This is a genomic window from Sphingomonas sp. Leaf4, assembly GCF_920939515.1.
In the GTDB taxonomy this organism is placed as follows: Bacteria; Pseudomonadota; Alphaproteobacteria; order Sphingomonadales; family Sphingomonadaceae; genus Sphingomonas.
This window is the reverse complement of record NZ_CAKLBB010000012.1, coordinates 20010-40586: the sequence shown is the minus strand read 5'-3', so window position 1 is coordinate 40586 and position 20577 is coordinate 20010. Positions and strand designations below refer to the sequence as shown.

Genomic DNA, 20577 nt, shown 5'->3' with positions numbered 1-20577 from the left:
AGTCGGCGGCGGGCAAGTGCGCGCGCCCAAGGATAAGGTGTGGCAATGAAGGCGGCGCTTCCCAGGATCAAACACGTCCGCGCGTTCACCGTGCGTGGCGGCGGTGCGGATTATCACGACCAGCAGGGCTATCACTGGATCGACGATCACATCGCGACGCCGATGAGCCGCTACCCCGAATATCGCCAGTCGCGGCAGAGCTTCGGCATCAACGTGCTCGGCACGCTGATCGTCGAGATCGAGGCGGAGGACGGCACGATCGGCTTCGCGGTCACGACCGGCGGCGAACCCGCCTGCTTCATCGTGGAAAAGCATCTCGCCCGCTTCCTCGAAGGGCGCAGCCCGACCGAATATGAGAAGATCTGGGACCAGATGTACTTCTCGACGCAATATTACGGGCGCAAGGGACTGGTGGTGAACGCCATTTCCGGCGTCGACCTCGCGCTGTGGGACCTGCTCGGCAAGCTGCGCGACGAGCCGGTATACCAGATGCTGGGCGGCGCGGTGCGCGACGAGCTGCAATTCTACGCGACCGGCGCGCGGCCCGATTTGGCCAAGGAAATGGGCTTCATCGGCGGCAAGATGCCGCTGCACCACGGCCCCGCCGAGGGCGTCGAGGGGCTCAAGAAGAATATCGCCGAACTGGCCGAGATGCGCGCGCGCGTCGGCCCGGACTTCTGGCTGATGTGGGATTGCTGGATGGCGCTCGACGTCGACTATGCCACCCGCCTCGCCCATGCCGCGCACGAACACGGCCTGAAGTGGATCGAGGAGGCGATCAGCCCCGACGATTACTGGGGCTATGCCGAGTTGAAGCGCAATGCGCCCAAGGGAATGCTGGTGACGACCGGCGAGCATGAGGCGACCCGCTGGGGCTTCCGCATGCTGCTGGAGATGGACTGTTGCGACATCATCCAGCCCGATGTGGGCTGGTGCGGCGGCGTGACCGAACTGCTCAAGATCAGCGCGCTGGCCGATGCGCGCGGCAAGCTGGTCGTGCCGCATGGATCGTCGGTCTACAGCTATCATTTCGTCGTCACGCGGCATAATTCGCCGTTCGCCGAATATCTGATGATGGCGCCGGAAGCCGACCATGTGCAGCCGATGTTCCACCCGCAGTTGATCGGCGAACCCATCCCCGAAAACGGCCGGATGCGGACCAGCAAGCTCGACGCGCCCGGCTTCGGGGTCGAACTGAACCGCGACCTGCCGATGCACCGCCCCTTCGAGCACTGAGAGACAGCCCATGAAATTCTGCCGCTACGGAACCCAGGGTAACGAGAAGCCTGGCGTCGTCGATAACGACGGCAACATCCGCGACCTGTCGGGCGTGGTGTCCGACATCACCGTCGATGCCATCGCCGGGCTGGACGTCGACATCGACAGCCTGCCCGTCGTCGACGGAACGCCGCGCTACGGCGTGCCGGTGAAGGGCATCGGCAAGATCGTCGCGATCGGGCTGAACTATGCCGATCATGCTGCCGAATCGAACCTGCCGGTGCCGGCCGAACCGATGATGTTCATGAAGGCGCTGTCGTCGTTGACCGGCCCGAACGACGAAGTGATGATCCCGCGCGATTCGACCCACACCGACTGGGAAGTCGAGCTGGCGGTCGTGATCGGCAAGACCGCGCGCTACGTGTCGAAGGAAGATGCGCTCTCACACGTCGCCGGCTTCGCCATCGCCAACGACGTGTCGGAACGCTTCAACCAGAAGCAGCGCGGCAGCCAGTGGTCGAAGGGCAAGGGCCACGACACCTTTTGCCCGGTCGGCCCGTGGCTGGTGACGCCCGACGAGGTCGGCGACCATCAGGACCTCGCCATGTTCCTCGACGTGAACGGTGAGCGGATGCAGACCGGCAACACGAAGACGATGATCTTCGACGTCGCCGAACTGATTGCCTACGTCAGCGAATATATCACGCTGTATCCGGGCGACCTGATGATTACCGGCACGCCGCCGGGTGTGGGTGAGGGCAAGAAGCCGAACGCCATCTATCTGAAGGCGGGCGACACGATGAAGCTCGGCATCGCAGGGCTTGGCGAACAGAACCAGCAGGTCGTCGAATGGCGCAACCTTGGCGACGCGGTGCTCGGATGACCATCTATGAAGGGCGCTTCGCCGGCCGCACCGCCGTCGTCACCGGCGGAGCCTCCGGCCTCGGCCGGGCGACCGCCAGGCGCATCGTCGCGGAGGGTGGACAGGTCGCGCTGTGGGACCTGAACGAAGCCGCGCTGGCGGAGGCGAAGGAGGATGTCGGCGCGACGCATGTCGTGGCGCTCGACATTTCGGACGCCGCCGCGGTCGCGCGGGCCGCGACTGACAGTCATGCCGCGCTCGGCGGCCGGATCGACGTGCTCGTCTGTTCGGCCGGTATAACCGGAGCGACCGTCCCGTTGCATGAATTTCCGATCGATAGCTGGCTGCACGTCGTCAACGTCAATCTGAACGGGCTGTTCTATTGCAACCGCGCGGTCGTGCCGCTGATGCTGGCGGGCGGCTATGGCCGGATCGTCAACGTCGCCTCGGTGGCGGGCAAGGAAGGCAATCCCAACGCCAGCGCCTATTCGGCGACCAAGGCGGGGGTGATCGGCCTCACCAAGTCGCTTGGCAAGGAACTGGCGGGCAAGGGCGTCATCGCCAACGCGCTGACCCCGGCGACGTTCGAAAGCCCGATCCTCGCGCAATTGCCGCAGAGCCAGGTCGATTACATGCGCTCGAAAATCCCGATGGGGCGGCTGGGCGAAGTCGACGAAAGCGCGGCGATGGTCTGTTTCATGGCCAGCGAGGAATGCAGCTTCACCACCGCCTCGACCTTCGACACCTCGGGCGGCCGGACGACGTTCTGACGACCGACCGTACCCCCGCGCAGGCGGGGGTCCAGCGCCAAGCCGAACAACGGCTGGCGATCGTTACCCTGGACCCCCGCCTGCGCGGGGGTACGGGATGCAAAGGAGAGCGAACGCCATGGCCGGGCTGCCCTTCATCGATGCCCATGTCCATCTGTGGGACCTCGATCATCTCCGCTATCCGTGGCTGACGCCGCCGTTCCCGGACGACGGTCCCAACGGCTCGGTCGAACCGATCGCGCGCACCTATCTCCTCGACGATTACCGCGCAGATGCGGGTGCATGGGACGTGCGCGGCATCGTGCATGTCGATGCCGGGGCGGAAGCGGCCGCCGCGCTGGCGGAAACCCGCTGGCTCCAGTCGATGGCTGATACAAGCGGCATGCCGAATGCGATCGTCGCCTTCGCCGATCTGTCCGACCCGCAGGTCGACACGTTGCTGGCCGCCCACGCCGCGCATGCCAACGTCCGCGGCATCCGCCACATCGTCAACTGGCACGCCGATCCGCGCCGCACCTACACGCCGCGCGATGTGACGCGCGACGACGCATGGGCGGCGGGCTATGCCCGGCTGGCGGCGCATGGCCTCAGCTTCGACCTGCAAGCCTATCCCGGCCAGTTCGCCGGTCTGGCGCGGCTGATCGAGCGCCATCCCGAAACGCCGGTAATGGTCAACCACATGGGCATGTGCGTGCCCGGCGAGGAAGCCGAATGGCGCGCCGGCCTGACCGCGCTTGCCGCCTTGCCGCACGTCGCGATCAAGCTGTCGGGCATCGGCTTCACCCACCGGTCATGGACGCTTGAGCAGGCGAGGGGCCTCGTCCTCACCGCGATCGACCGGTTCGGCACCGATCGGGCGATGGTCGCCAGCGACTTCCCGACCGACAGGCTTTTCGGCAGCTTCGCCGCCACGCTCGGTGCGTACGACAAGATCACCGCCGATTTCAGCGACGCCGAACGCCACGCGCTGTTCGCCGGCAATGCCAACCGCCTCTATCGACTGGGCCTGACGCTATGACTCCCAACCCGTTGACCGGCGTGCTCTATCACTGGCTGGGCGGCTTCGCCTCGGCCAGTTTCTACGTGCCCTATCGCGGGGTGAAACGCTGGTCGTGGGAAATATACTGGCTGACCGGCGGCATCTTCTCATGGGTGCTGGCGCCGTGGTTCTTCGCATCGATCCAGACCAACGACCTGCTCGGCGTATTTGCTGCCACCCCGACCAGCACATTGTTGTGGCCGGTGTTCTTCGGCATCCTGTGGGGGTTCGGCGGGCTCGGCTATGGTCTGGTGATGCGTTACCTCGGCCTGTCGCTCGGCATGGCGGTGGTACTGGGGCTGTGCACCGTGTTCGGCACGCTGATCCCGCCGCTGTTCACCGGCGAGTTCGCCGCCAAGCTGCTCGACACGCCCTCGGGCAACATCATCCTGCTGGGGCTCGGGCTGACGATCGCCGGCATCGTCGTGGTCGCGCTGGCGGGGGCGAAGAAGGATCAAGCGCTCTCGCCCGAACAGAAGGCCGCCGCCGTCGCCGAATTCGATTTCCGCAAGGGGATCGTCGTCGCGATCTTCGCCGGGATCATGTCGGCCTGTTTCGCCTTCGGTCTTGCGGCGGGCGAGCCGATCAAGGCATTGTCGGCGGCGGCGGGCACTGGCCCCTTGTGGACGGGCCTCCCGGTGCTGTGCCTCGTCATGTTCGGCGGCCTGTTGACCAACGCGGTGTGGTGTACGATCCTGATCGCGCGCAACCGCAGCGCCGGGCAATGGCTGGGGCGGGGCGAGGCGAAGGGCGCGCCGATGGCGCTCAACTTCGCACTGTGCGCGCTGGCCGGCACCGCCTGGTATTTCCAGTTCTTCTTCTACACCATGGGCGAAAGCCAGATGGGGCGGTACGGCTTTTCGAGCTGGACGCTGCACATGGCGTCGATCATCATCTTCGGCACGCTCTGGGGCTTCGCGCTGCGCGAGTGGAAGGACGCTGCCCCCAAAACCCGCGCGCTGGTGTGGGCCGGGGTCGGCCTGCTGATCCTCGCGACGATCGTCATCGGCTACGGCAACATGATCGGGGGGTGAGTCAGCGCAACGGCCGCACCACTGACGTCTCGCGATCCACCGACAACACCCCGCCGTCCTCGCGCAACTCGGCGATCTGGAGCACGCTGCGCCGGTGCCAACGCGGGTCGCGCGCCGCCTCCGCCTCGCCCGACTGGTGGACGAAATAGACGATGAACGCCCGGTCGCCGACCACGACGATGTCGGGATGCTGCCCTTTTGCCCGGTCGGCCGGCCGCATACCCGTCCCGGCCAGAAGATAGCCCGGCTGCCGGGTCCAGTGCGTCGCATCGCGTGAGGATTGCACCAGCAACCCCCGCCACGCATCGCTCACCAGCCACCATTTTCCACGCCAGCGCACCACCTTCGGCCCTTCGCCCGGCGTGTCGGTCACGGTGCCCTTCACCACCCAGCGCTTCAGGTCGCGGCTGTCGGCATATCTGATCGCCTTGCCCGCGCGCTCGTCGTTGAACCACAGTCGGTAGCGGCGCGGCCCCAGCACCGCGACGCTGGCGTCGATCACCCGGTCCGATCCCAGATCGAGCCGCTCGCCACACTCCCAGCGTTCGAGATCGCGGCTGGTTAGATGGACGAGGAAGCGGGCTGCGTTCCAGTCACGGAACACGCCGGGCACGACGGTCAGCCACATATGCCACCGCCCGCCGATCCGCTGGACCTCGGGCGCCCAGAGCGTGGCGCCGGTGCAGGCGGCAGGGATCGCCGCCGTGCCGCCGTAGCGCCAGCGCACTCCGTCCTTCGACCGGGCGATGCCGATCGCGGTGCCATGCACCCACGACACGTCCTTCTCGTCCGCGAGCGGCAGATCGGCGCGACGGTTGGTGTAGAACATCACCCATTCGCCGGTCCGCGTATCGCGCACCGTGGAGGCATCCGCCGCGCCGTCATGCACTGGATCGCGCCACAGCGGCACCGGCGCAGTCGTCGCCGCCTGCGCCAGCACCGCCGCCCAGATCATCGCGGAGGCTTCGTCACGTCGACGCCGTCCCACACGTCGACATCAGGGTCGAACGGTTCGACATAGTCAGGGTTGGCGACCCGATTTTTGCCCCATAGCTGATGGTGTCGCCAGCCCGACAGATCCTCGACCACTGCCTTGTGCAGCGGATCGGGCGGGGTCGGATCGCCCGAGCGCAGCCGTTCGATCTCTTCCATCAAGATACCGTGCGTCGCCGGCGTCAGCCTGAAGCGTAGCGAGACGATAATGCCCAGCACCAGCACGCCGAGCGTTCCCACACCCAGCAGGACGGCAATGGTGTGAATTGCCTGCGGGGTCTGCACCTGCGCGCCCGACACGAAACCGCCGGCCTGGATGATGAGGCCGACGCCCGCCACCGCCAGCGCCTGCGTGAATTTGCGTACGAAGGTCATGACCCCGGCGAAGCTGCCTTCACGCCGCTGTCCGGTCACGATCTCGTCGACGTCGGCCATGTAGTTGTACGTCGCCCACGGGATATAGTTGAGCGCGCCGCGCCCCAATCCCGCCAGTCCGATCGCCAGATAGATCAGCGGGCTGGTCGCGGTCGTGCCGCCTGCCCACAGCGACAGCAGCACGATCACGCCTAATCCGAACGTCACCGCCGCCAGACGGTAAGCGAAGGCGGGCGAGGCGCGCAGCGCGAGGTTGATCGCGATCACCACCGCGACGAACTGCACGATATACATGGTGCCGAGCAGCCCCGACGCCATCGCCGTGGTTCCGGCCAGCGCGAAGATCACGAAGAAGGTGAAGGCCGCGTTGAAAATGTCCTGGCTGATATAGCCGCCGAGATACATGCCGAGGTGCAGCCGGAACGCGCGGATGCGCATCGTCGAGAACAGGTTGCGGTACAGCGCCTTGAACGCCGATCCGATGCCGCCCTCCTTGCGTGCGCCGGGCAGCGCGTCGAGAGGCAACGGCCGCTCCCAACTGAAGCGATACAGGAATGCCGCCGTCGCCATGAACAGCACGGCGAAGATGATCCCCATATAGAAGAAGGTCGAGGCGCTGTCGCGGCCAAGGTAGTTGATGAGCCACAGCGGCAGGAAGCCGGCAAGGATCGCCGCCGTCTGCCCGAACAGGATGCGGAAGCCGGCGAACTTCGCCTTGGTCTTGTAATCGGTCGACATTTCCGCCGCGAGCGTCTCGTACGGGATGATGACCATCGCATAGACGAGCTCGAAGCCGACATAGCTGACGAGGTAATACCAGAAGCTCATCCCCGGCAGCCACATCAGCGCAAAGCTGGGCAGCAGCGGGATCGCGGCGAGGATGAAGAACCGCCGCCGCCCGAACCGGCGGCCGAGCGCGGTGGTGCCGAAATGGTCGGAGACATAGCCGATGACCGGCGACGCGATCGCATCGAGGATGCGCGCGACCGCGAAGATCAGCGCCGCCTGTCCGGCGGTCAGGCCGCAGAACTGGGTGTAGAAGATCAGCACCCAGCCCGAGATGACCGCCATCGATCCCGCACCGAGCACGTCGTTCGATCCATAGGCGAGATAGTTTATCAGCCGGACGGGGCGTTTGGCCGGGGGGGCGGAAATCACGCGCGCACTCTCCTATGCACATCCCGGACTTGCGCATCCGGCGTCATCATGCTCATAATGTGAAGCGCTATCATACTATGTGGAACATCTACAAGCGCGAATGGAGAGTGACATGGCGGTGCGATCCTTGTTCGCCGGCGCGGCGATGCTGGCGATGGCGTGCCTGCCGATGGCGCCGGCGGTGGCGAAGCCGGCGGCCGAATGGGTCGATGCGACGACCGGCCACCGCGTGATCCGCATCAGCCGCGTGCCCGACAGCACCAGCCTGTATTTTCATCAGAACAGCTATACGCCGCAGGGCGACCGCATGGTCGTGAGCGTTCCCGGCGGGATCGCGACGATCGACCTTGCGACATGGGAGATGAAGCCGCTCGTCTCCGGCCCCGGCATCACCCTGTTGTTCACCGGGCGGCGCACCCGCACCGCCTATTACGCCACGCAGCTTCGCAACGACGCCAGCGGCCCCTCGACCATCCATGCGGTCGATATTGACACGGGCAGGACGCGCAAGGTCGCCAACGTGCCCGGCGGCTCGATCGGCTCGATCAATGCCGACGAGACGCTGTTGCTGGGGCAGGTCGCGCTGGGGGAAGGCGGCCTGCGCCCCGACGGCACCCGGCAGGACCGCCGCCACACCCCCGGCCGCGTCGTGGGGCCGGGCGAGGCAGATTATCAAGCGACGCGCGCCGACGGCACGCCCTACAGCTTCGCCGAGGCCAAGGAGCGCCGGCTGAACGAACGGCTGGAAGCGCGCATCCCGATGGAAATCTTCACCATCGATCTACGCACCGGGCAGCGCCGCGTCGTCACCGCCTCGACCGACTGGCTGAACCATATCCAGTTCTCGCCGACCGACCCGCAACAGATTCTGTATTGCCATGAAGGGCCGTGGCACAAGGTCGACCGCATCTGGACGATCCGCGCCGATGGTTCGGGGAAGACGCTCGTTCATCGCCGCACGATGAACATGGAAATTGCTGGCCACGAGTTCTTTTCCACCGACGGCAAGACGATCTGGTACGATCTGCAAACCCCGCGCGGCGAGGTGTTCTGGCTGGCGGGCTATGACCTGACCTCGGGCAAGCGGCACTGGTACAAGGTCGACCGCAACCAGTGGTCGGTCCATTACAACCAGATGCCCGGCGGCCGGCGCTTCTCGGGCGACGGTGGGGACGCCGAAATGGTCGCGCACGCGCCCGACGGCAAATATCTCTACCTCTTCACGCCTAGGGCAATCCCCGACGTCGCCGACATCCACGCCGCCGATGCCGACCGCCTGATCGTGCCCGGCACGCTGGAGGTCGAGAAACTGGTCGACATGCGCAGGCACGACTATCGGCTCGAACCCAACATGACCTTCACCCCCGACGCGAAATGGGTCGTCTTCCGCGGCAATTTCGAAGGTGCCACCCACATCTACGCGGTCGAGGTGGCGAAGAAATAGCGGTGCGGGGGGCAGTCGCACCGACAACGCTCCCGCCAGAATCACCACCATTATTTCCGCCGGGCGACCACCCGATCGACCAGCACGCCGCCCCCTGTCGCCGCCAACGTCAACGAATGTCGTCCACCGCCGACGCTGCCCGGCACCGCAACCACGATCCGGTTGTCGAGCACCGCCTGCGCCCACGCCGCATCCCCGGTCGCCCGCTCGACGACAAGCCGCTCGTCGCGCCCATCGATCCGAACCTCGACCTCCAGCGGCGCACCATCGGCATCGGGGTAGGTCGGCAGCAACTCCACTGACAACATCCACTCGCCCGCCGGCAGGTCGACCGAAACCCTTCCCGTCACCCGTTTGCCCGGCGTCGAGGCGAACACCGTCCCGCCGCGACCCAGCCCGGCGACCCGCCGCCACGCACCACGCATCTCGGACAGGTCGATGACCACATCCCCCGATGCCGCCACAGCAGGCGCGGGGACCAGCGGCCCGCCCAGCGCCGGCACCACCGGCGGCATGGTGCGATAGGATCGCCACTGGCCGTCCGCCGGCTCGACCGCCATGAACCCGCGCCACTTGCCGCTGTTGTACCGATCGGTCAGCGCCGCGATCCGCCGGTCGGCCGCCTGCGCCCGCGTTGCCTCGGCCAGCGCGGCGGGCAGGTCGCGGTCGCGCAGCCGGTCGTGCGCTTCGCCGGCGAACACCCGCTCGTTCGCCATCGCCGCCGCCTCGACTGGATAGCGCACCAGTTGGAAGAACGCCTCGCGCCGTTCGGCCGGAACCTGCAGCTCGATCGCGTCGACCCGCGCCACCAGCGCGGCGAACGCCGCCCGCCTTGCCGCCACCTCGTTCGGCGGCATCGCGCTCGCGCGCGCCTTCTGCCCCGGCAGCCACCATTGCAGATGCTCGGGCCGCCGCGCGAAGTTCAGCCGGTGATGCTCGTCCATCACCGCCGCGATCACATCGGCCAGTCCGGGCGCGACAATCTCCGCCGCCCAGTCGCGCACGAAGCCGGCACGCGCCCGTACGCCGATGTCCCAGCCGAGCGACAGGAAATAGTCGGTCGCTAGCTCGGCGGGTTTCAGGTCGCCGACATTGGCGATCCACATCGTGCGCGCGCCCAGATCATAGGCCCGCCCCATCTCCTCGCCGATCAGCGCGGGCGGGGTGGTCGACAGCCACAGATAGCTGAGTGGCGCGCCCAGATACGACAGGTGATAATAGATGCCATGCCCGCCCTGCCGCGCGCGTTCGGACGGCTGGGGCAGGCGGCGGATATAGGCGAAATTGTCGTCGGGCCACATCAGCGTCACATCGTCCGGTACGGCCAACCCGGCGCGATAGATGTCGAGCACCTCCTTGTACGGCGTGAACACCTGTGGCCCCTTCACCCCGTTCAGCATCGCACGCTGATCGGTGAGGATGCGCGCCATCAGCGCGCGCTTTGCGTCCATCGTCGTCGCACCGACGATCCCGCTGTCGTGGATGCCGCGCATCCCCAGCGTCCACGCACTCTCATAGCCGCCGTTGGTCGCCACCCGCTCGCGCCAATAGGCGGCGACTCCGGCCGGGTTGCGTGCATAGTCGAAGTCCGTCGCCGGCGCGGTCCATTCGCCGACGTTGTTGCGCAGCATCGGCTCGGCATGGCTCGACCCCATGACGATCGCATAGCGATCGGCCAGCGCGGCATTGGCCGGGTTCGCGTTGAACGCCGGCGTCACCTTGTGCATCGCCGGCCACAGCATGTTCGCCTTCAGCCGCAGCAGCAGCCCGAACAGCTTGCCATAGGTTTTGGGGCCGATCCCCTTTGCCTCGGGCTCGAAGTTGGTCGCAGCCCATGGGTGCAGTCCCCAATCCTCGTCGTTGAGGAAGATGCCGCGATATTTGACCGACGGCCCGGCGAAGCGATGTGTGCCCTTCGCGACATACAGCGCCGTGCGCCGCCGCGGCGTCACGTCCGCCCACCAGTTCCACGGGCTGACCCCGATCGCGCGCGACAGGTGATAGGCGCCGAACGCCGTGCCCCGCCGGTCGCTGCCGACTATCACCAGCGCCTGCGCGACCCCCGGTGCCGGCCGGTCGACCGTGGCGATGCGGAACTGCTCCCACGCGCCGGTCAACCCGCGCGTATTGATCCGGCGTTTGGCCGCCAGCCGGTCGATCGCGGCATTGTGTCCCAGCGTTCCGATCCAGATCTGCCGCTTGCCCGCCGCCGGCTGCGTGCCCAGCACGCTGACGAGGTCGCCGCGAAGATCGGCGGCGGCGATGCCCACCACCGCCGCGTCACCCGGATCGGTCACGACCTGCGCTCCGGCCAGTGCGAAGCCGCCCGGCGTCTCGCCCACCAGATCGCGGGCAGGGGCGGCGACCGGCAGCAGCACGCCGGCCGCCACCATGATCGCCGCCCGGCGCATCAGATGTACGTCCGCAGGAATTCGGCCAGCGCGCACACGGCAAGGCTCTGGCCGTATGGCATCGAGGTCAGCGCAATATCCTTGTAGAATTGCTGGGTATCGCCCATCGCGGTGCCGAAGCTGACTTGGCGCAACTCGCCCTTGTCGTCGATATTGGCCAGCACGCCGCGCACCGCCTTGATGCCGACCGCCTCGTAATGGCGCGGCAGATAGCCCTTCCGCACCGCCTTCAGGATGCCATAGGCGAAACCGGCGGCGGCCGATGCTTCCAGATAGCTCGTCGGATCGACGATCAGCGTATGCCACAGGCCGCTCTCGTCCTGCGTCTCGGCTAGCGTCTTCACCTGCGCCGCCAGCGTATCGATCAGGAAGGTGCGGAACGCATCGCCGACCGGCAGATCGAGAATCTCGATGATCTCGGGGATCGCGATCGTGACCCAGCAATTGCCGCGCGCCCACAGCGCCTCGGCGAAATTGTGCCGCCCGTTGAAGTCCCAGCCGTGGAACCACAGCCCGGTCTTCTTGTCGAACAGATATTTGATATGGACGAGGAACTGGCGTTTCGCCTCCTCGACATACTGCGGGCGGTTCAGCAGCAGGCCGATCTTGGCGAGCGGCAACACGCTCATCATCAGCGTGTCATCCCACATCTCGCCGGGGTTCTCGTCGTTGTAGACGATGTGCTGGAACCCACCCTCCTCGGTCTTGGGCAGGCCGTCCGGCGCCATCAGCCATTCGGCCCACGTATCCAGATAGGGGATGTAGCGCGGATCGGGCTCGTGCTCATAGAGATACGCAAGCGTGATGAACGGCGCGACGGTGTTGATGTTCTTGGTCGGCGTGCCCTCGGCGAAGCGATCCTCGAACCATTGCTTGATGATCGCCAGCGCGGCCTTGTCGCCGGTCTGCTCATAATAGCGCCACATGCCGAACAGGCCGACGCCGTGGGTCCATTCCCAGCCGGCCCAGCCCTTGGTGTCGATGATCCGTCCGTCGTCGAGGTGGAGGAGGAACTCGCCCGTCTCGTCCTTGATGTTGACGAGGTTGTCCATCAGCAGGGCGATGGCATCGTTCACCTGTTGGCGGGGAATGTCGTGGGTCAGCGCGGCCATGGTTGCTCCGGTAGAAAAGGTTGGTTCGTGGATATTTGGTGCGGAGCAGATACCCCGCAGGATTCGTCATCCCGGACTTGTTCCGGGGTCCACCGCGCGGCGGGCGGTGCCGCCCGAGACGGGAACGCCAGCGCAAGCGGGGAAGTGGACCCCGGAACAAGTCCGGGGTGACGGGGAGGGCGAAGGCATCATCACTTCGCCAATACCGCCGGCGCCTCGACCATCCGCACCGGCAATCCGCCGCGCACGTTGCGCATCGTCACGAGCTTGACCGTTTCAAGGGCATTGCCCTGCTGCCCGTCGCTGGTGACGGCGAGCGACAGCACGTTGCGCCCGCGATGGTTCAGGATGCCCTCGGGGATCACGAAGGTCCGCTGCGGCCCGACATGGGCGATGAACTGGCCCATATGCCATCCGTTGACGAAGATCAGCACGCGGTAGTCGACCGGCGAACGCGGGACCGACGCATCGCCGAACGACACGCCGATCGTCGCATCCTGTCCCTTGGGTACGTTCAGGTCGAAGCTCGTGCGATACCAGCTCGTCCCCGCCGGGGCGGCACTCGCCGGTAACGTCGCCTTTACCCAGCGCGTATCGTCGAAGCCCGGCAGGTGCCAGCCCATCCGCTCGCCATATTGGCCGCCGTTGTTGGGCACGCCGCGTACGGGATCGACGATGTCCTCGCCGCCCTGCCGCCCCTGGATCTTCCACGCGATGGGGATCGCGAACGATGCGCCCGCCTGTTTTTCGACCGATGCCGACACCAGCCCGCGGGCTTCCTTGTGGAAATCGTCGGCGTCGAGGTCCCAGTTATGGCCGTTGTTGCGCACCATGATCGACAGGACATGCTCGCCGGGCGTCCGCGCCTGCGCCGGCAGCGCGATCGTCGCCGCACCGGTCGTGACCGGTCGCGGCAGCCCGCCGGGCAATTCGTCCTGCCCGATCAGCTTGCCGTCGAGAAACACCTGCGCTAGCCCCGAACCACCCGCGCCATAATAGATGCGCAGCCGCTCGGCATCGGCGGTGCCGGTGAAGCGCCCGCGATACCACACGTCGCCCTCGTGAAAGCCGTATGCGTCCATCAGCATGTTGGGCTGCCCGTCGGGCCGCGCGGTGATGCTGGCATAGGCACGGCTGTCGATCGCCTGCCACGCGCCGTCGTCGAAACCGGGTTCGGCCTCGGGTGTGCCCGGCGCCATCCGCCAGTCGGCCAGCACCGGCAGCGTCACGCCCGCCGGACCTGCCAGCGCCGCGCGCGCGACGATGCTGCCGGCGGTGCCCGCCGTCGTCGCCACCCGCTGCCCGTTCCACGTCACCGCCCGCGCGCGCTTCGGCCCCCAGACTTCCAGCGGCGTCGCCTCGCGCGTGTCGCCGGTCAGCGCCAGCGTGGCCCCGGTCGCCCGAACCGATCGCACCAGCGCCGGCCCGCGCACCAGCACGTCGCCATGCTCCCAGAATTTCGCCGCCTCGCCCTCGTCGCCGATCAGCAGCGTCAGCGACGGCCGTCCGCCGCCCGACACCGCGACCCGCGCCAGCGTGCCATGGATATAGTCGAGCCGCAGATCGCCCTTCGCCGCATCGAACGACGACCGCACGTCACCGTCGATCACCCGCACGGTCGGCGCGCTGGTATAGCGCAGCACGGTCGTCCCGGTTTCCTGCGCCCGCCCGTACAGCAGCGCCACGTCGCCGCCATCGATCGCCACATGGCTCTGCAATTCCGACGTGGCATACACCAGCCGCTGCCCGCCGAGATTGACCCCGGCGACCAGCCACTTCGCATCGAACCCGTTTAGCCGCATCTCGGGAAACGCATAGCGCCCGTCGGGCAGGTCGGCGGTGATGGTGAACCGGTCGTCGCTCGCCTTGTTGGACGGATTATGCGTCACCAGCAGGAAACGCGCATCGGTTTCGGGCGACTTGTTATGATAGACCTGGATATTGGGCGACGAGATCGTCACCGGCCCCGCCGGGACCATGCCCGCCAGATCGGGCACCGACCGGATCAGCCCGGCCAGCGCCTTCAGCTCCTCGGCCTTCTCGCGCACTTCGCGCGTCTCGCTGAACGCCGCGCCATAATCATAGCTGGTGAAGACGACGGGGGCGGGTAGCCAGCCCCAGCTCGTGCCGCCGAAGCCCATGTAGAAGCTCTGGATCGCGATGCCGTTCGCCAGGTTGGTGCCATAGAACACCCGCTGGAACCGCTTGCCACGCTGGATCGCGTTGCACTCGTATCCGCCGTTCGATCCCCAGTAATCGAACCAGCCGCCGCCGAACTCGGCAGCGAAGCCGGGCGTGTTCGGACTGGCCGACGCGCCACCACGCGCGCCGCCCGGGCCATAAAAGCCCCAATCGGGCGCGGCCGATCCGCGTGTCGTCTTGCCGCCCACGGTGCAGGTGCCGCCGGGATAGCCATCGAACGCATACAGGTCGGGCGATCCCTCGACCGTCTTCGCCACGTTCGATCCGCGTGGCACCCAATATCCGTTGCGCCCCTGATCGTTGTGGAACAGCGGAACGGTGATGCCATCGGCGCGCGCCTTGGCGTACAGATGGTCCATATACCGCCCCTGCGCCGGGGTGGTCAGCGCCAGTTCGTTCTCGATCTGGTGCAGGATGACGGTGCCGCCCTTTTCACCCTTGGGGCCGCCGTTGATCTGGTGGCGGGCGATGATCGGGTTGATCTGCGACAGCCATTCGTCGGCGGCGGCGAGATAGTCGGGATCGTCGGTCCGCGCGCGGGCGCGCTGGTTCTGCAACCATCCCGGAAAGCCGCCGCGCGTCAGTTCGGCATTCACATACGGCCCGGCGCGAGTGATGACGTACAGCCCTTCCTCGGCGGCGATGGTGAGTAGCCGGTCGATGTCGCGAATGCCGTTGAAGTCGTACTGCCCACGCTTCGGGCTGTGGAAGCCCCAGTCGAAATAGAAGGCGACGGTGTTGAACCCGCTGGCCTTCATCTTCTGCAACACGTCGCGCCACAGATCGGGGGAGGGCAGGCGGAACGCATGGACCTCGGCCGACCAGATCGTCAGCCGCTTGCCGTCGATCATTAGCGAGCGTGCGTCATAGGATACGCGACCGAACTGCTTGGCCGGCGCGCCGAAATTGGCGGTCGGCTTCGCGGTCTGCGCGGCGGCGGGTATCGCGGCCAGCGCGGACGCGGCGAGCAGGAAATGGCGCAACATCGACGTCATGCCATGTGGAACATGGGGGTCAGCGCCCATTCGAGCGGCCGATGATCGGCCTGCGTCTCCATCAGCGGCGCCATCGATTCCCACCAGCGCTGCATGATCGAGCTGGCGGGCAGACTGTCGCGCTGGTTGTCGTCGGCGAGCTCCAGCGTCGCGAACAACGCACCGGTCGCTTCGTCGAGGAAGATCCAATAGTCGGAAATGCCCGCCTCGCGCAATAAATCGACCAATTCCGGCCAGATAGCGTCGTGGCGCGCACGATATTCCGCCGCCATGCCGGCCTTGAGCTGCATCCGAAACGCCTGACGCGCCATCGATCCCTCCCGATAATCGTCCACTATATGGACTCTATATCCAAATGATAGAATTGCGATCGGCAAACGTCAAACATTCTGTGTAAGCTTCGTCACCTTCGCCCCCGGACAATCGCTGAGCCGGACCGCCGCCCGCCGGTCCCCCGCCGTGGACAGATGCAGCCCCTCGACCCGCAACCCGCGGACATGCCGGCACCACAGCCCCCATGCCGGCGTCGGCCCGAACATGCTGGGTTCGGGATAGGCATCGGCGAGTTCCTCCGGCTCCACCACCGCCTCGCCACCGCCCAGATAGCGCAGCCGCAGGTCGCGAAGCGTCACATCCTCGATGCTATGCCCCGGCAACCCCGCCAGCGTCGCGGCAAAGCGATGGTCGATCCCCCGCGCATCCAGTCCCTCGATCACCACCCCCCGGATCGCGCCGACCCCGGTTCCCGCCGGCCCGCGCCGCCGGTCGCCGATTCGCAGGAACAGCGGCGCAGTCGTCACCTCGGTCATCGCAATATCGCGCACCGTCACATCCTCCAGCACGCCGCCGTCCACCGTCTCCAGCGCCACCCCGCGCGACCGGGTGAAGCGGCACCGCTCGATCCGGATCCGCCGAAACCCGCCATTGCTCTCGGTGCCGAGCTTGATCCGTCCCGTCACCCGGTCACGATCGGGCGCCAGCGCCTGCGTGCGCCGCCGCGTCCCGTCGATCAGCGTACCGCCGTCGAAGCCGGACACCTCGCAATCGCGGATCGTCACATCCTCGCACGGGAGGACACGGCCGAGGGCGAAACTGCTCTTCAGGACGATGGCATCGTCGTTGGGCGTGTTCACCCGGCACCGCTCGACCAGCACGTCGGACACGCCGTCGAGGTCGATCCCGTCACGGTTGCTGTCGATCGTCAGGTCGCGCAGCACCATGTTCCGGCACCCGGTCGCGAGGATCGCGAAATGCCCGCCCCGCGCGATCGTCAGCCCCTCGATCCGCACGTCGCTTGCCGCGACTAGGGCGATCGCCTTGTTGCCCAGCTCCGCCATCGCCCGCGCATCGGGTTCTAGCTCGGCGATCTGCGCCGCGCTCATCCCCTGCATCGACAGTGGCCGTTCGCCGGCCTGCTTGCGCCAGCGTGCGCCGGGACCATCGCGGGTCAGCGCCACGCCATCGATGCCGCCTGGACCAAGGATCGCCACCCGTGCCACGCCGTCACCGACGATCAGGCTGTTGTGCCAATGGCTGTGCCCGAAGTCCTGATAAAGCTGTTCGCCCCGATCCTCGGGCAGCGCATAGCGCCCGCCGTCGCGCACCGGATCGGCGGCGATGATCGTTGCCCCCCGCTCCAGCACGATCGTCGTGTCGCTCTTCAGGAACAGCGTGAAGCAGCGATAGCGCCCGCGCGGCACGATCACCGTGCCGCCGCCGGCCGCCGCGTCGATCGCGCGCTGCACCGCCGCCGTGTCGATCGCCCGCCCGTCGCCCACCGCGCCGAACGTCCGCACGTCGTGCGTCTGTGCGCCATGCGCCGGAAAGGGCAGGGCGAACATCGCCGCCAGCATGGTTCGCCGAGCGATCAATTGCCGTCCGGCCGTTCGTCGCTGCGCGCGCTGCTCTGCACGATCGCAACCTCAGCCGGCAGCGGCGGTCTGGCAGGGTCGAAGCGCGGCGCGGTCACATGCCCGGCCAGATCGGGCAGCGCCCGGATACCCTCCGCCACCCCGCGCGCGAGCAGCCATGCGCCATAGTTGTTGTGATGCGTCCGGTCCTTGCCACCGTCGTTGAACGCCAGTGGGCTGCGCTCCGGCCCGAGCGCCTCGTAAATCGCGACGCTCATCTGGTTGAGGTCGATCACCGGCACCCCCGCCTCCTGCGCCACCGCGCGCACCGCCGCCGGATAGTCGCCCAGACTCGGCTTGATCCGGCCGTTACCATCGAAATTGCGTCGCTCGGGACTGGTGACGAGCACCGGCTTCGCGCCACGCCGCTTCGCCTCGGCAATATAGGCGTTCAGATAGGCGCGATAGGTCGTGCTCGCCTCGACATAGGTCTGCGGCCACTGTGCTTTCTGGTCGTTATGGCCGAACTGGATGAACAGCCAGTCGCCGGGCCTGATCGTCGACAGCACCTTGTCGAGCCGCAACTCGGTCACGAACGATTTCAGCGTCTCGCCTGACTCGGCATGGTTCGCCACCGCGACCTTGTCGTCGAGGAAGGCGGGCAGCATCTGGCCCCAGCTCGCCGCCGGCTCGGCCTGCTGGTCGGTCACGGTGGAGTCGCCGACCAGATACAGGGTCGGGACGTTCGCCGGCTCGATCCTGAGCGTCGACACCGCGCCGTCGCCGAGCAGTTCCAGCGTCAGCCGGTCATCCCAGGTCGGGCTGGCCATCTCGCGCGGTTTCAACCGGACGATCGTGCCGCCCGGTGCATTCTCGGGCGGCGGGGTAAGCTGCGCGGTGCGCGTGTTGACGACGAAACTGCGGGTGACGCGCTTGCCGCCGCCGGTCGCCACCCGGTCGAGCATCAGCCGCCGCGCCTCGGCCTTCACCGTCGTCGTCGCGGCGCGCCGGTCGCCCAGCGTCACCGTCACCTGCCAGTTGCCTTCGGGCAGCGCGACCGAGAAGCGCCGCCCGCCACCCGGTTCATAGCCATAGCCGTCGCGGTAGCCGCGATCACGCTCGACCCGCGTCTCGCCCGGCTGCGCCCGGCCATCGTCCAGCCGATAGGTGACGGGAGTCGCCGGCCCGGCGAGCAGCATTGCCAGCGCGACGATCATTTCGGCACGTCCAGCGCATGCGGTGGCTGGTTATAGGCGGTGTTCTGCCACGCGACGCCCAGACGATAGACCGGATCGTGCATCAGCGTCACCCGCCGGATCATGGTGGGGAAGGGGGTGGCATAGATGCGCAGCTCGCTGCTGTCCTCGCTGCGCAGGATTACCTCTTCGCGCCAGTCGCCGAGGATGTCGGCGCTGAGCGCGGGCGTCGACTTGGTGCCGTTGTTCGACGTCGCGCCCTGTGCGTCCAGCAACAGCGTCTCGGTCCCGGTCTTCCAGTCCCATTTGGTGATGCGGTTCTTGTCGAGCAGTTCGCGCAGGGCATCGCCGTCCCAATAGATTGCGAAATTGGCGACGCGCGGCTTGGCGCCGGGGATCACCTGTCCCTTGGCGGTGTAGAGATACGGCGTGCTGGAGTTCCAGTTCTCCTCGCCCGGATAGCGCGGGTCGATGTCGGCCGACAGGCCGCGCCCGGTGTCCTTGGTTGCCGGCGTCGTCCACAGGATTTCGCCGGTCCGCGCGTCGAGCATCGCCGACCCGAAGCCGCCATTGCCCGGTACCTCCTCATGCACCCCGAATTTCTCGAGGCCCGGTCGGCCGGGGTCGAGATCGCCGAGATGCATCGTGTCGCCATGGCCGAGCCCTGCGCTCCACAACCCCTTGCCATCGTCGTCGATCGCCATCGATCCATAGACGATCTCGTCGCGGCCATCGCCGTCGACGTCGGCCACCGACAGATTGTGATTGCCCTGTCCGCCGAACCTCGCATTGCCCGGTGCGGCACTGTCGAACAGCCAGCGCTGCGTCAGCTTGCCGTTCCGCCAGTCCCATGCCGCGACCGTCGAGCGGGCATAATAGCCGCGCCCGAACACGCCGCTGGGCCGCTGGCCGTCGAGATAGGCGACCCCGGCGAGGAACCGGTCCGACCGGTTGCCATAGCCATCGCCCCAGATCGCGGCGCGTGCCTCCGGCGTGTCGCCGCCGCGCGGCGGCGAATAGGGCGCACTCGCCAGCGCCGCACCGGTGCGGCCGTCGAACACGCTAATATACTCGGGGCCGGACAGGATGCGCCCCTGCGTCCGCGCGATCCGGCGGCCGTCGGGCAGGACGGTCGATCCGGTGCGGTCGGCCTGCGGCAGTTCGCCGCCCGTCTCGCGCCAGTCGGCCTTTGCGTCGCCCAGCACCTTGCCGGTGCCGTCGATGGTCCCGTCGGCGGTCTTGACCATGATCTCCGCCCGCCCGTCGCCGTCGAAGTCATAGACCATGAACTGGGTATAGTGCGCGCCCGAGCGGATGTTGCGACCAAGGTCGATCCGCCACAGCCGCTTGCCCTCCAGCGTATAGGCGTCGAGGATCGTCTCGCCGCTGTAACCGCCAAAGGCGTTGTCCTTGGAAATGGTCGGATCCCACTTCAGTACGATCTCGTAGCGCCCGTCGCCGTCCAAGTCGCCGACGCTCGCGTCGTTGGCGGTATAGCCATAGCGCTCGCCGGCGGGCGTCGTCCGGTCGGCCGGCTTGTCGAGCGGGATCGGCAGATAACCCCTGGCCCATACGCCGACGCTGACTGCGCGTTCGCGCCCGCCGATCGTCTCCAGCGTGTAGCGTGCGCCGGGCGTGCCTTGCCGGTCGTGAAAGCTCGATGCGCTGGTCAGGCGCGCGGCGATCGCCCGTCCGTCGCGCAGCAGCCGGAATGCGACACCCGGCCGGTCGGTGGCGAGTAGCCGCCAGCTCACGTGATTGCCGCCATCTGGTGCCGGAACCGCCACTAGCGCCCTGTCGAGTCGTTCGTATTGACGGCTGGGCTTCACCGGGGCCGCACCCAGCGGCAACGCCACGGTGGCGGCCAGCAGTGCCAGCAATTTGCTACGCATCCTCATCTCTCCCGGTCCTGATGATT

General features: G+C 67.1%; 15 protein-coding genes. 6 read left to right on the top strand and 9 right to left on the bottom strand.

Annotation, left to right across the window (positions count from 1 at the left end):
- Nucleotides 1–45 precede the first annotated feature (45 nt).
- The 5 genes from rhmD (at nt 46) to rhaT (ending at nt 4923) form a co-directional block, all read left to right on the top strand.
- Nucleotides 46–1236 carry an L-rhamnonate dehydratase gene (rhmD, locus tag LRA89_RS16825; RefSeq protein ID WP_230772097.1) on the top strand — a complete coding sequence of 397 codons (1191 nt, stop codon included), beginning with the start codon at nt 46–48 and terminating at the stop codon, nt 1234–1236.
- 10 nt (nt 1237–1246) lie between these two features.
- Entirely contained in the window at nt 1247–2101 is an 855-nt protein-coding gene (locus LRA89_RS16820) for a fumarylacetoacetate hydrolase family protein (protein WP_230772095.1), read from the top strand.
- Entirely contained in the window at nt 2098–2850 is a 753-nt protein-coding gene (locus tag LRA89_RS16815) for an SDR family NAD(P)-dependent oxidoreductase (protein WP_230772093.1), read from the top strand. Before LRA89_RS16820 ends, LRA89_RS16815 begins: the two co-directional genes overlap by 4 nt.
- A gap of 118 nt (nt 2851–2968) precedes the next feature.
- Nucleotides 2969–3868, top strand: a complete 900-nt coding sequence (locus LRA89_RS16810; protein ID WP_230772091.1) for an amidohydrolase family protein — start codon at nt 2969–2971, stop codon at nt 3866–3868.
- Nucleotides 3865–4923, top strand: a complete 1059-nt coding sequence (rhaT, locus tag LRA89_RS16805) for an L-rhamnose/proton symporter RhaT (RefSeq protein ID WP_230772089.1) — start codon at nt 3865–3867, stop codon at nt 4921–4923. The genes LRA89_RS16810 and rhaT overlap by 4 nt, the downstream gene beginning before the upstream one ends.
- 1 nt (nt 4924) lies before the next feature.
- Here the strand turns inward: rhaT and LRA89_RS16800 are convergent, their stop codons facing one another.
- Both LRA89_RS16800 and LRA89_RS16795 read right to left on the bottom strand, forming a co-directional pair.
- Nucleotides 4925–5878: a family 43 glycosylhydrolase gene (locus tag LRA89_RS16800; protein ID WP_230772087.1), complete on the bottom strand. Its 954-nt coding sequence runs from the start codon at nt 5876–5878 to the stop codon at nt 4925–4927.
- Nucleotides 5875–7449: an MFS transporter gene (locus LRA89_RS16795; RefSeq protein WP_230772085.1), complete on the bottom strand. Its 1575-nt coding sequence runs from the start codon at nt 7447–7449 to the stop codon at nt 5875–5877. The genes LRA89_RS16800 and LRA89_RS16795 overlap by 4 nt, the downstream gene beginning before the upstream one ends.
- Before the next feature lie 112 nt (nt 7450–7561).
- Between LRA89_RS16795 and LRA89_RS16790 the strand changes: the two genes are divergently transcribed.
- Complete coding sequence (locus LRA89_RS16790) at nt 7562–8893, top strand: oligogalacturonate lyase family protein (protein ID WP_443025001.1); 1332 nt, start codon at nt 7562–7564, stop codon at nt 8891–8893.
- 50 nt (nt 8894–8943) lie between these two features.
- On the opposite strand, the gene LRA89_RS16785 is transcribed toward LRA89_RS16790, so the two are convergent.
- The 7 genes from LRA89_RS16785 to LRA89_RS16755 form a co-directional block, all read right to left on the bottom strand.
- Nucleotides 8944–11304 carry a glycosyl hydrolase 115 family protein gene (locus tag LRA89_RS16785; RefSeq protein WP_230772084.1) on the bottom strand — a complete coding sequence of 787 codons (2361 nt, stop codon included), beginning with the start codon at nt 11302–11304 and terminating at the stop codon, nt 8944–8946.
- On the bottom strand, nt 11304–12416 hold the full coding sequence (gene bglB / locus LRA89_RS16780) for a beta-galactosidase BglB (protein WP_230772081.1): 1113 nt from the start codon (nt 12414–12416) through the stop codon (nt 11304–11306). The genes LRA89_RS16785 and bglB overlap by 1 nt, the downstream gene beginning before the upstream one ends.
- Nucleotides 12417–12607: 191 nt before the next feature.
- Nucleotides 12608–15604 (bottom strand): glycoside hydrolase family 35 protein, encoded by a 2997-nt coding sequence (locus LRA89_RS16775; RefSeq protein ID WP_230772079.1) that lies wholly within the window; start codon nt 15602–15604, stop codon nt 12608–12610.
- Between the two features lie 5 nt (nt 15605–15609).
- The gene (locus LRA89_RS16770) at nt 15610–15948 is read right to left on the bottom strand and encodes an L-rhamnose mutarotase (protein ID WP_443025000.1); all 339 of its coding nucleotides are present in this window, start codon (nt 15946–15948) and stop codon (nt 15610–15612) included.
- Nucleotides 15949–15993: 45 nt separating this feature from the next.
- Nucleotides 15994–17484, bottom strand: coding sequence for a rhamnogalacturonidase (locus LRA89_RS16765; protein WP_443024999.1), 1491 nt, complete (start codon nt 17482–17484; stop codon nt 15994–15996).
- Nucleotides 17481–18680 (bottom strand): rhamnogalacturonan acetylesterase, encoded by a 1200-nt coding sequence (locus tag LRA89_RS16760; RefSeq protein WP_230772077.1) that lies wholly within the window; start codon nt 18678–18680, stop codon nt 17481–17483. Before LRA89_RS16760 ends, LRA89_RS16765 begins: the two co-directional genes overlap by 4 nt.
- Nucleotides 18677–20551 carry a rhamnogalacturonan lyase gene (locus LRA89_RS16755; protein WP_230772075.1) on the bottom strand — a complete coding sequence of 625 codons (1875 nt, stop codon included), beginning with the start codon at nt 20549–20551 and terminating at the stop codon, nt 18677–18679. Before LRA89_RS16755 ends, LRA89_RS16760 begins: the two co-directional genes overlap by 4 nt.
- Nucleotides 20552–20577 lie beyond the last annotated feature (26 nt).